The organism is Candidatus Villigracilis vicinus (genome assembly GCF_016702885.1).
In the GTDB taxonomy this organism is placed as follows: Bacteria; Chloroflexota; Anaerolineae; order Anaerolineales; family Villigracilaceae; genus Villigracilis; species Villigracilis vicinus.
Genome location: NZ_JADJDD010000012.1, coordinates 1 through 12,275, shown reverse-complemented (window position 1 = coordinate 12,275; position 12,275 = coordinate 1). Strand labels below are relative to the sequence as shown.

The following is a 12,275-nucleotide window of genomic DNA, read 5'->3' as shown; positions in this document are numbered from 1 at the left end:
ATTTGCTCTCCTTGTGTTCGAATATAGGACAGTTTAATTAATGGTTTATGACAAAATGCATTTCTTGAAGGTTTCCCCATAATTTCCCCATAGTTGTTAATTGGTTTTTATCAAAATCACATATGTTTCAATATGCGTGATTTCTTGAAAAATAGACTGTAAAACACCATGCCAACATGTACAATGACCAAACCAAGCAAAATTTGCCAACCTGTTTTGTGAATATCTGCCAGAAGTTTGAAGCTGCCTTTTCCAATGGCGGAGTTTGGATTGAATAAGTAACCGAGTAAATTTCTTTTTTGAGCGATCAAACAGCCTGTGGCAAGGATAAAAAAGATGCCAGCGTATAAAATGCTGTAAAAGATATTTGCGGTTAGGGTGGTCTTTGTGAAGTTTTTTATATGAAACATCAGTCGAATTATCGTGATAAATGCCAAAGCAGAGCCGATGACCATATGCGAGTTTAGCGGCAATCCATCTAGTTCTTTTTGTTTGGCTAGTGTTGCGGATAACAATACGAGAGGAACAGCTGCCCAATGTAATAAGATGGTCAAGTAGAAGGATTTTTGTTTCATTCTTTTACAGATCTTCTCTTAATTTCAGAAGTGCTTGTACAACCAGGGGATCGAAATGTTTTCCAGATTGCGACTGAATGTACTTGTAGGTTTCTTCGAGGGGCCATGCTTTTCGGTAGGGACGATCAGATGTAAGCGCATCATAAACGTCTACAACGGCGAATACTCTTGCAGCTAAAGGGATCTCAGATCCCTTTAGCTCATTGGGATACCCGGTTCCATCCCATTTTTCATGATGACAATAGGAAATCTCCAGCGCAGGCTTCAAGTAGGTGATGGGAGAGAGCATTTGGTATGCATAGGAAGGGTGCTGACGCATGATATTCCATTCATGTTCAGTAAGAGCGCCTGGCTTGTGGAGAATTGCATCAGGAACGCCCATTTTCCCAATATCATGTAACAGTGCTCCGCGCCGTAGATTAGCTTTCTCAACATCGCTCATGCCCATGACGTCGGCAAGCCTTAGTGCTAATTCTGTTACTCGTTGAGTATGTCCTTCTGTTTCATGGTCTCGCAAATCCAGAGCACGAGACCAGCCTTCAATGGTGGCTTCATATGCAAAATACAGTTCACGATTGGAGCGTTCAAGGCTTTTCACTCGAATGTGGTAAACAGCAAGGACTAGGGAGAGGATGGCAGCCAGCATCCCTCCCTTGAACCACCAGGTACCCCACCATGGCGGGGTGATGATGATTTTAAGCGAAACACCATCTTCATTCCATACTCCATCTTTGTTAGACCCTTGAACTCTAAGAGTATATTCCCCTGGAGAGATATTTGTGTATGAGGCGAAACGCCGTTTGGCATCCACGTCATTCCAGTCTTCATCAAACCCTTCCAGTTTATAGCGGTATAGGTTCTCAGCGGGGGCAGCATAACTGAGCGCGGCAAATGCGATGGAAAAAACATCCTGATCATAGTTTAGGGTGATTTGATCTGTGTCCCATATCGGTTTTGAGAGGATCGCATCTTTCCCAATGGGAATGGATTGGTTGAAGAGTTGCAGGTCGGTCAATATAACCGGAGGGCGATATGGATTGCTTGTGACTTGCTCAGGGTGGAATGCATTCAAACCATTGATGCCCCCGAAGAACATTTCTCCATCAGTACTTTGGAAATAGGCGCTTTGGTTGAATTCATCACTTTGCAGTCCATCGAAAACGTTGTAATTTTGGAAGGTCAAAACATGCGGGTCGAATTTTGAGATGCCGCGATTGGTGGAAACCCACAAATTTCCAGATGCATCCTCCATGATGGCATAGATCACGTTATTGGGCAGCCCATCCTGTACGGTGTAATGATAGAAGGAGTTTGTCCTGCGGTCAAAGTGGTCTAACCCTCCATCTGTGCCTACCCACAATGCGCCTGCCCTGTCTTCATGGACGACATAGGTTAGATCGCTGCCCAGGCTTTCTATGTTCTCAGGGTCGTGCCGATAATTTACGAACTGCTCTGTGCGGGGATCAAATAATGTCAGTCCTTCGTACCAACTGGACAGCCAAAGGAAACCCGTACTATCCTCATATATGTCTCTTACACTAGTAGGACGGTGATCATTTGGGTTGGTTGAATCGGGCAGATAATGATGAAACATCCCGGTCTTGCGGTCGAAACGATCTAGTCCTCCACCTTCTGTACCTATCCATAAGTTGCCAATGCGGTCTTCATGGATTGCAAGGATGATATCGCTGCTAATACTGTGAGGCTCATTTGAATCGTGAAGGTAGCGCTGGAACTTCCCTGTTTTGCGGTCAAATGTGTGCAATCCACCAGAGAATGTTCCCACCCAAAATGTGCCGGTATGATCCTCATAGAGTGCGCTAACAGACCAGCTTTCATTCAAGGCGTTGGGGTCATCTGCGTTTGGTTCATAACGGGTGACCTGGTTGTGCTCCCGGTCGAAGCGGTTTAACACGCCGTCATCTCCGCCCACCCAGAGAATGCCATCCTTATCTTCAAAGATTGAATAGATATAACTGGTGCTTAAACTGTGAGGATTATCTGCTATGTGTCTGTAATGCTCAAATTGAATTGTGCCGAGGTCAAGTTTGTTGAGTCCGCCATAGGTTCCAAACCAGAGGATCCCGCCGCGGTCTTCATAAACGGTGGAAATATTGTCGTCAGATAAAGCGTATGGATTGCTTGAGTCTTTATGATATTGGCTGAATTTGCCGGTATCGGGGTTGAAAATATTTAGTCCTCTCCCGGTGACGACCCAATACAGCCCCATGTGGTCTTGCAAGATTTGATGGCAGTTATTATCGCTGAGGCTGTAAGGGTTGGATGGGTCGTTCTGAAAGTGTTTGAATGTTCCGCTTTCACGATCCATTAAATTCAATCCGCCATTGGTGGTGCAAACCCAGAAGCGCCCTGTCTCATCTTCGTATATATTGGTGACTCCGCCTGTGCTGATCGTGGTTGTGTTATCTGGTTTATGAAAGAAATAAGTAAATCGGCCTGTGTTGTGGTCGAATTTGGCAAGACCGCCTTTGTAATTACTTAACCATAAGTCGTCATTTTTATCCTGATATAAAGCCTTGCTTTCATAATAGGTGACTTCAATATCGAATGGCGCTGTAATATCGGAATGATAATGAGTAAATGTTTCATTTTTAGGGTCAAATTTGGTCAGCCATCCGTCATCCATGTACAACCATAGCAAGCCGGTCTTATCCACTAAAATATTCCAGATGACGTTGTTCTTTAAACTATTGGGGTTCTCAGGTTCATGTATAAAACGGATAAAAGTATCTGCCTCAGGGTCATATTTATTTAACCCGCCTCCTGATGTCCCGATCCATATAATTCCCGATGCATCTTGAACGATTTTTCGGATTTGGTTGCCCCCCAGACTGTTGAGATCATTGGGGTTGTTACGGTACACTACAAAATTGTAGCCATCGTAACGGTTCAGCCCGTCTTGTGTGCCAAACCACATAAAACCATGACTGTCTTGTAGAATGGAAGTTATCGTTGTTTGGGATAATCCGTCTTCAATGGATAGATGGGTGAACCTCAAGTCTGGAGCAATGGGGAAAGTAGATGATTGAATTTCCTGATTTGTCCCGCCTGGCTGGGTAAGTGCCGATGCAGGCATTGAACCGGAATTCAGTGCTACAAATATGAGGACGATATGGACGGTTTTGGTAAATCCACGCTGAACTATCCATTTGTGGGTCATAATATTATTTCTCCTCAAATAACATTTTTACTACTCTGCAGCCCAAAATAGGTGTGTCTTGTCAGTTTTATATTTTGACAGATTCATTATTCATTTTCCACTGACATTTGACACTTTTCAATCAAACACCCTCTGAGTAGATCCAGAGGGTGTTTGATTGAAACATGAAAGCAGATGTGAGGCAGCCTCTTGCTGAATTACACGACCAAACTGACCAACTTCCCCTTCACTACTATGACTTTCTTCGGCTCTTTGCCTTCCAATAGTTTTTGGACGGCTTCGCTCGCCATCACCGCAGACTTGATCTCTTCTTCGCTGGCTTCGGCTGCGACTTTGACACGGTCGCGCACCTTGCCATTGATCTGAACCGGGATCTCGACGAAATCATCTTTGGCGGCGGCTTCGTCCACTGCGGGCCACAACTGCTTGTGGATGGAATATGACTTGCCCAGGTGCTCCGTCCACAGTTCTTCGGCGATGTGCGGAGCGACAGGCGCCATCATCTTCACATAGATCTCTTGCGCTTCCTTCCACTCGTCCGAACCGGCGGCTCCGGCTTCACGGGCTTTGTACATCTCGTTCAGTAACTCCATCAAGCCAGAGACGATGGTGTTGAAATCAAAGTTTTCGAAATCACGCGTTACACGCTTTAAGGTCTGGTGAACCTTGCGGCGTAGATTCTTTTTCACCTCATCAGAGGCAGTTGCGGCGGGGAGGGACGCGCCCTGCACCGCAGGGTCCGTGAACAGAGTCCATGTGCGGCGGACCCAGCGGGCGGCACCTTCGATGCCTTGCGAATCCCACGGTGCGCCCATTTCCCAACGTGCAAAGAACATGATGTAAGCACGTACGGTGTCGGCGCCGTACTTGTTCACCAAGACATCCGGTGCAATGACATTGCCGCGGCTTTTGGACATCTTCTCGTTGTCTTCGCCCAGCACCATGCCTTGATTGCGCAGCTGCATCATCGGCTCGTGACCTTCAGTGAGACCAATGTCACGCAGCGCTTTGTGGAAGAAGCGCGTGTACAGCAGGTGCATGGTCGCATGTTCGATGCCGCCTGTGTACGTGTCGACGGGCATCCAGTAATCGTACTCAGCCGGGTCGAACGGACCTTGAGCATAATGCGGTGACAGATAACGCAGGTGATACCACGACGAACACATGAATGTATCCATCGTGTCAGTTTCGCGGATGGCAGGACCGTTACACACCGGGCAGGTGGTGTGTTTCCAGGTCGGGTGCAGTTTCAATGGAGACTCGCCGGTCGGCTTCCATTCCACATCTTCAGGCAGGGTCACGGGCAGTTGATCATCAGGCACGGGATTCCAGCCGTGGGTTTCACAATTCACCATCGGGATGGGCGAGCCCCAATAGCGCTGGCGGCTGATCAACCAGTCGCGGTAACGATAGTTGACCGTTTCTTTGCCAACGCCTTTTTCCTGCAGCCAGTCAATGACCTTGGCGATGCTGGGATTCTTTCTTCCCTTTTCGGTGTTGACCTTGGTACCGTCCAACATGCCGGAGTTGACCATGGTGCCAGGACCAATGTATGCAATCTCGCCAACCACCGCTTCACTCTGACCTTCGGGCTTGATCACCGGAATAATCGACAGCTCATACTTTTTGGCAAAGGCGAAGTCGCGTTCATCATGTGCGGGCACAGCCATGATCGCACCCGTGCCGTAGGACATCAAGACATAGTCCGCGATCCAGATCGGGATGCGCGCATTGTTGACCGGGTTGATGGCATAACTGCCAGTAAAGACACCGGTCTTGTCCTTGCCAACCGCGCCGCGTTGAATATCGGACTGCCGCGCCGCTTGCACTTTATATTCATTCACAGCGGCTTTGTTTTCCGGCGTGGTGAGTTCATCCACCAAGGGATGTTCAGGTGAAAAGACCATGAAGGTCGCGCCCCACAACGTATCGGGACGGGTGGTGAAGATCTCAACATCATGGTTACCAATTTCGGTCTTGAAGATGACCGAAGCGCCTTCACTGCGGTCGATCCAATTCGTTTGCAGGGTCTTCACCGTGGGAGGCCAGTCGATGCCGTCAAAGTTCAAGAACTCATCCGCATACTTGGTGGACTTGAAAAACCACTGCTCCAAATCTTTCTTGATGACTGGCGTATTGCAGCGTTCGCAGTGACGGTCATCGCCCCAGACTTGTTCGCGCGCCAGGGTCGTGTTGCAGTTCGGGCAGAAATCCACCGGCGACATTTTGCGATACGCCAAACCTGCCTTGTAGAGCTGAATGAAGAACCATTCCGTCCAGCGATAATATTCGGGTTCACAGGAAACGGCTTCACGTTCCCAATCGAACATTGCACCCATCGAGCGCAGCTGCTTGCGCATGCGGATGATATTCTCACGCGTGCGTTTCATGGGATGAATACCATCCTTGATGGCGGCATTCTCCGCGGGCAGACCGAAGGCATCGAAGCCCATTGGGAACAGAACATTGAAGCCCTTCATGCGCATATAACGTGCGCGCGCATCTGACGGAGTCATCGCATACCAATGTCCAATGTGCAAGTCACCGCTGGGGTAGGGCAGCATGGTCAAGGCATAATGCTTCGGCTTGCTGTTATCAATGACAGAGCGATATAGCTTATCGGCTTCCCATTTTTCCTGCCATTTCTTCTCAATGTTGCCGGGGTTGTAAGACAGGTCTTTCATCAGTTTTACATCCTTCTTCACAGTTTGAATCGCCTTCGGTTTCGTTTCTTGCACCACGATGGATTTCGGTTTCTCTACCACCGGGGTGATCGCTGCTTTGGGTGCAGGGATGATCCCCATGGGGACGATGTCGCTTTGGAAGTCACCGCCGCTTTCTTCGCCTTGGGCTGGCCCGCCTTCTTGACGGTTTTCCCTTTCGGGGACGATGTCTTCGCCGCAGGTTTTGTTGCCTTTTTGGCAGCCGGTTTGGTCGCTTTCTTTGCCGCAGGCTTTGTAACTTTCTTTGCCACAGTTTTTTTGGCAGTCGGCTTTACAGCCTTTTTCGTAGCAGGTTTCTTTTTTGTTTCTTCTTTTTTCTTTTTCGTAGTAGCCATTCTTACCTCATAATAATTCTTGTAGGGCGGGTTTGTAACCCGCCATGTATTTGTTATTGAAAACCTGTCAGGCTAAACGCCTGACCTACAATACATACAAACAAAGAAGACCCGCAAGTAGTGGACCTTGCTTCCAGAAATTTTGTTTGATGTTCATGCGTGCCTCCTTTTCAAGATTGGGCGATGTCCTCAACTTCTTCTTCTGTTGGGGTCTCCCCCGGGGGGGGCGGGGCCCTCCTCCATGGTCTTAAAAACAAAAAACCCTTCATCCACATCAGGGACGAAGAGTTCTCTCCGCGGTACCACCCAGATTCGTTTGATAAACAAACGCTCTTTGTCGCTATAACGGGCTCTCCCGGCGCGGACTACTTTAATTCACCAGCGCAGTCGCTCTTGCGAGCAGTCAGGCGAGTTCGGTCTTTTGATGAAGTGTCCCGTGGGCACTGGTGTTGGGCTTCCACCTCACTCTCCCAACTCGCTGACGGGATGACCTACTACTCCTGCTTTGACTTTTACTTCGGGCGGGATAACCCCGCCCTTACATTGTGTGGACCCAGAGGGATTCGAACCCTCGACCTTCTCAATGCCATTGAGACGCGCTCCCAACTGCGCTATGGGCCCATATAAATGACTTTCGTTGAACTGTGGACCTGAGGGGATTCGAACCCCTGACCTCCTCAGTGCGATTGAGGCGCGCTCCCAACTGCGCTACAGGCCCGTCATGTTCAAGGCGACGGCTATTCTACCTGAGGGAGGGGGGAATGTCAATAAAGCTGGCAGGTGCGAATGAAACCGTTTGCCTAGTGGCTAAACCTTTGGCAGCAAGATCTTGAAGGTCGCACCGCGTCCTTTGCCTTCCGATTCTGCCCAGATGCTGCCGCCTTGTCCTTCGATGATGCCTTTTGCAATGGTCAACCCAATGCCCAGCCCGCCATATTGCCGGGTGTTGGGCACTTCGACCTGATAGAACTCCTCGAACACTTTGTGAAGCTTATCCACGGGAATACCCACACCGCGGTCTTGTACCCAGAGCATGACCTGCCGACCCTGTTCCACCGCGCCGATGGTGATCTCGCTTTTTTCGGGCGAGAAACGGATGGCATTGTTGAGCAGGTTAACGAGGGCGAGGATGGTCTTTTCGGGGTCAACATTTATGAGGATGGGCTCCTCCTGAAACGCCAGCACCAGCTGCAAGTCGCGGCGCGCGGCGGTGTACTTGATCTCATCTAACGCGAAATGCAGAATGTCCTGCACGGGCAGTTGTAATTTTCGCAGGAGCATCTCGTCGGTTTGCAGCATGGTGAGGTTGTTCATCTGGTCGAGCAATGTGCGCATTTGTGAGGCTGCGGTGAGTACGCGCCCGGCATGGTCGGTGGATTCGCCCGAAGAATTGCTTTGCAGAAAAGTGGCGTACCCAATGATGATGCCCAGCGGGGTGCGCAGTTCGTGAGAGGCGAGAGCAAGAAAATTATTACGCACCTCGTTCATGGCGCGGACCTTTTCCAATGCCTGTTGACGGGACTTGAGCAGGCGGGCATTATTGATGGCGATGGCGGCATGTGCGGCAATGACCGAAAGCAGCGCTGCGTCGCTTTCGTTGAAACTCCCATTGTGTTTGTTTACTGCTTCCAACACGCCCATGGTCTGGTCTTTGATCGGCATGGGGACGCCCAGCAGCGTCTTCACTTTGAACTCGATATGCTCGGCAACGAGGGGGAAATGACGCGGGTCTTGATCGGCATCGTTCAAGATGAGCGGCTGATTGGTGCGGAAGATGGTGCCTGCCAGGCTGTTATCGATGGGGACGGGGATCTCCGCCAGCCGTGCGGGGTCTGAGCCAGTGGCAGCGGCAAAGTATAGGCGCGGGTTTCGTTCGTCCAGTAAAAGGATGGATGCCGCTTCACAGCCCAGAACGTCGGTGGCGGTAGCGGTGATGAGCTGCAGCAGTTCTTCCAGATCGAGCGTGGAGTTAAGAGTAACGCTCAATTCCACCAGCCGCAGAAGGAGTTCTTCCCTGCCTTTGAGGTGCTTGAGCATATCCATAGTTGCCGGGGATGTCATAGATACCAGGTCCATTCTTTAAAGGGTTGGTGCATCGGTAAATTATATAAAACTTGCCTGCTTTTGGAACCGGACATTCGTCCCATGCAGTTCAAGTATTTCTTGCAATAATGTCATTTTTCACTTGACCCAAGCCTCTGACCGTCCTACAATTCAACTGTCTGACAAGTTGCCCGCCTCTTTCCTGGCTTGGAATTGGCGCGGCTCCATTTGATTTTGCCACTCTGAAACCCTTTCCCCCAACAGGAGATTCACAATGTCCGATTATTTATTCCGTGGTTCGCTCGAAAAGCTGGACAAAGACATCTTTGACCTGACCCAGATCGAAGCCGAGCGACAATATCGCAAGCTCATCATGATCCCCAGCGAGTCGACGGCGCCGATGGCGGTGCGTGAAGCGTTGATGTCTGCTTTCCAGAACATTTACGCCGAAGGTTACCCGAGCGAAGAATCGCGCTGGATGAGCGAGGAAGAAATTCTCGATCACCCAATGCGGCTTGCCGACTACCGCCGCAACGGCGACCCGCGCTATTACAAAGGCGTGGAATATGCCGACGCCGTGGAAGCGCTCGCCCGCAAACGCGCCGCGCAAGCTTTCGCCGCCAACGGATTTACTGCCAATGATATTTATGTCAACGTGCAGGCGCTTTCGGGCGGACCTGCCAACAACGCCGTGTATCAAGCCTTGTTGAACATCGGCGATACCGTGATGGGACTCGACCTGCTGCATGGCGGTCATCTCTCGCATGGCTCGCCCGTCAACCGCAGCGGCAAATGGTTCAAGGCGTGCATTACGGCGTGGACGCGAACGAGAAACTTGATTACGAAGCCATTCGTCAGCTTGCGTTGGAACATAAACCGAAACTGTTGATCGCTGGCTATTCCTCTTATTCATGGATTCCGGATTGGAAGAAGTTCCGCGAGATCGCTGATGAAGTGGGCGCATATTTACTGACCGACATCTCTCACATCGGCGGACTTGTCGCGGCGGGTGTTGTGCCTTCGCCAATCGGCATCGCGGACGTGGTCATGTCTACCACTCACAAGAGTCTTGACGGCCCACGCGGGGCGGTGTTGATGACCACCAAAGCCGACATCGCCAAGAAGATCGATAAAGCCGTCTTCCCCGGAGAGCAGGGCGGACCTCATGTGAACGTCTTCGCGGGTTTGGCATTAACGTTCAAACTGGCGCAGACCAAACAGTTCAAGAAACTGCAAGACCAGACCATCAAGAACGCGGTGGCGATGGCAGACCAATTCACCAAGCGCGGACTGCGCGTTCCGTTCGGCGGCACGAACTGCCACATGCTGAACGTGGATTGTTCATCCGTCGTCGGTGAAGATGGAACGAAACTGAGCGGTGACCAGGCGGCTCGCATTCTCGATATTATCGGTGTGGTCGTTAATCGCAACACCATCCCCGGTGACAAGAGCGCGGCGGCGCCTTCGGGCATTCGCCTCGGTACGCCGTGGATCACCCAGCGCGGATTCAACGAGAAGCAGTCGCGTCAACTCGCAGACATCATCGCGGATGTCTTGTTGGCATGTGCGCCGCACGCGGTGGATACCGTCCGCAAGGGCAAGCAGCGCCGCGCAAAAGTGGACTTCAAAGTATTCAACGATGCCAAGTTGAAGATCCGCAAGTTGGCGATGGGCGCAGGCATTGACTTCAAACCGACCAAGACCGGTTACCCGCATTTCTATTACATTGACGACAAAGCCACCACGGGCGTGTTTGAACTCAGCGGTCAACGCATTCGCCAAGTGTTGGATTATGTCGCTTCGTCTGACCTTTCGGCATTGAAGAAGGGCAAGACGCAGGTGACTTCGCTTGCCACCCCCAAGGGTGTGGTCAAAGGTTTGTTGAAGAACGTTGATAACACTACCTATCAATTATCTGTTCCGGTGAAAGATGCTTCTGTCGTGGGAACATGGCTGCGCGATCTTTCGGATGGATACACCTCGTTCAATTTGGACGGCTCGAAAGATTTCAGCACCAAGCGTGTGCCGGGTCCGTTCGTGGTGAGTGAAGTTGTAGGGGCGCGTCGCGACGTGCCCCTACTAAAAGCCACGGTGCCGCCGCTTCAGAGTGAGGTCAAGCCTTGGTTTGTAGGCGTCAGCTCAAACGTTAAGGAAGAGGCGCTGCCGCCTTTCGTTTGGAATGAAGCTGAAGGTGAGTTAAAGAAAACAGCGTTGAATCAAACTCATCGAGACCTCGGCGGCAGAATGGTCCCCTTTGCGGGTTGGGAAATGCCGGTGCAATATTCAGGGATTTTTGAGGAGCATCTTGCCACGCGTAATGCGGCGGGACTCTTTGATGTGAGCCACATGGGCGCGTATGACGTGCGCGGCGCGGATGCCGCCTCTTTCCTCGACACGGTCTGCGGCAATGACTGCGGAGGTTTGATGCCGGGTGAGAGTTTGTACACCCACTTCCTGACGCCCGATGGCGATGTGATCGACGATACCTTGGTCTACCGCCGCGGATTTGATAATTTCCTGGTGGTGGTCAACGCGTCGAACGATGACAAAGACCGCACCTGGCTGGAAAGTGTGCGCGACGGCAAAGTGAAAATTGATAACGCTCGTCCGTGGGCGCGCGCGTACGGCTACAACGCGGAGATCCGCAACTTGCGTGACCCGAAATCTGGCAACGACATGCGCGTGGACATTGCGCTGCAAGGACCGAAGTCTCGTGATATTTTGTTGGCGATGGGCGTGGATGATGCGACGAAACAACGCATTATGAAGTTGAAGCGCACCGAATTGTGCGATGCGAACGTGGGCGGCTTTGACCTGATCGTTTCGCGCACGGGCTACACCGGCGAGAAGATGGCGTTTGAGTTGTTCGTCCACCCGGAGAGCGCTGTGGCATTTTGGAACGGCGTGTTGAAAGCGGGCGAGCCCTTCGGCGTGAAGCCCATCGGTTTGGGTGCGCGTGACTCGTTGAGAACTGAAGCCGGTTTGCCGTTGTATGGTCATGAAATGGGATTAGGTTCCGGCAAAGGCGATGGCTTTGGCTGGGAGTACATGGAACAGCGCGACTTTTCGGGTACCCTCATGCGTGACCTCGGCGTTGCCGAAGGTGGATTTGGTTCGTATGTGAAGACCTACAAGCCGTGGTTCATCGGTCGCGATGCCTTTGTGGCGCGTGAGAAGGAACGCAAGGGTGTGGTCGTGCGTTTCACCTTCGACGAACAGCGCACGCGCATGGCGCACAACGGTGACCCGGTGCTCAATGCCGACGGAAAACGCATCGGCTTTGTGACCTCCTGCGCCATCGACAGCGCGCGCTTCATTACCGGTCAAGCCTACGTGCAGTTGGCGTATGCGAAGGAAGGCACGGTCATCGGAGTCAATCAGGGCGGGAATGTGGATCGTCCGGCTGGGTTGGCGAAGG

7 protein-coding genes and 2 tRNA genes are annotated in these 12,275 nt (G+C 51.3%); 3 read left to right on the top strand and 6 right to left on the bottom strand.

Features of this window, described 5'->3' with window-relative positions:
• Positions 1-116: 116 nt before the first annotated feature.
• The 3 genes from IPG80_RS11605 to leuS form a co-directional block, all read right to left on the bottom strand.
• The gene (locus tag IPG80_RS11605) at positions 117-575 is read right to left on the bottom strand and encodes a cytochrome b/b6 domain-containing protein (RefSeq protein ID WP_345106758.1); all 459 of its coding nucleotides are present in this window, start codon (positions 573-575) and stop codon (positions 117-119) included.
• Positions 576-579: 4 nt separating this feature from the next.
• Entirely contained in the window at positions 580-3,756 is a 3,177-nt protein-coding gene (locus IPG80_RS11600; protein WP_345106755.1) for a two-component regulator propeller domain-containing protein, read from the bottom strand.
• 197 nt (positions 3,757-3,953) lie between these two features.
• Entirely contained in the window at positions 3,954-6,440 is a 2,487-nt protein-coding gene (leuS, locus tag IPG80_RS11595; RefSeq protein ID WP_345107060.1) for a leucine--tRNA ligase, read from the bottom strand.
• A gap of 135 nt (positions 6,441-6,575) precedes the next feature.
• Here leuS and IPG80_RS11590 point away from each other — a divergent pair, with 135 nt between their 5' ends.
• Positions 6,576-6,827: a hypothetical protein gene (locus IPG80_RS11590; protein WP_345106753.1), complete on the top strand. Its 252-nt coding sequence runs from the start codon at positions 6,576-6,578 to the stop codon at positions 6,825-6,827.
• Positions 6,828-7,362: 535 nt separating this feature from the next.
• Here the strand turns inward: IPG80_RS11590 and IPG80_RS11585 are convergent.
• The 3 genes from IPG80_RS11585 to IPG80_RS11575 form a co-directional block, all read right to left on the bottom strand.
• Positions 7,363-7,435: transfer RNA gene (locus IPG80_RS11585), tRNA-Ala, on the bottom strand.
• Between the two features lie 24 nt (positions 7,436-7,459).
• Positions 7,460-7,532 (bottom strand) — tRNA-Ala (locus IPG80_RS11580).
• Positions 7,533-7,621: 89 nt separating this feature from the next.
• Positions 7,622-8,890: a GAF domain-containing sensor histidine kinase gene (locus IPG80_RS11575; protein WP_345106750.1), complete on the bottom strand. Its 1,269-nt coding sequence runs from the start codon at positions 8,888-8,890 to the stop codon at positions 7,622-7,624.
• 241 nt (positions 8,891-9,131) lie between these two features.
• Between IPG80_RS11575 and IPG80_RS11570 the strand changes: the two genes are divergently transcribed.
• Positions 9,132-9,746 (top strand): hypothetical protein, encoded by a 615-nt coding sequence (locus IPG80_RS11570; protein ID WP_345106747.1) that lies wholly within the window; start codon positions 9,132-9,134, stop codon positions 9,744-9,746.
• Positions 9,650-12,275 (top strand): glycine cleavage system aminomethyltransferase GcvT (gene gcvT / locus IPG80_RS11565; RefSeq protein WP_345106744.1); only part of this gene is annotated, 2,626 nt, incomplete at its 3' end. The genes IPG80_RS11570 and gcvT, both read left to right, overlap by 97 nt.

Coding starts and splice junctions, on each gene's coding strand:
- IPG80_RS11605 (WP_345106758.1), bottom strand. CDS start 575: ATGAAACAAAAATCCTTCTACTTGACCATCTTATTACATTGGGCAGCT.
- IPG80_RS11600 (WP_345106755.1), bottom strand. CDS start 3,756: ATGACCCACAAATGGATAGTTCAGCGTGGATTTACCAAAACCGTCCAT.
- leuS (WP_345107060.1), bottom strand. CDS start 6,440: ATGAAAGACCTGTCTTACAACCCCGGCAACATTGAGAAGAAATGGCAG.
- IPG80_RS11575 (WP_345106750.1), bottom strand. CDS start 8,890: ATGGACCTGGTATCTATGACATCCCCGGCAACTATGGATATGCTCAAG.
- IPG80_RS11570 (WP_345106747.1), top strand. CDS start 9,132: ATGTCCGATTATTTATTCCGTGGTTCGCTCGAAAAGCTGGACAAAGAC.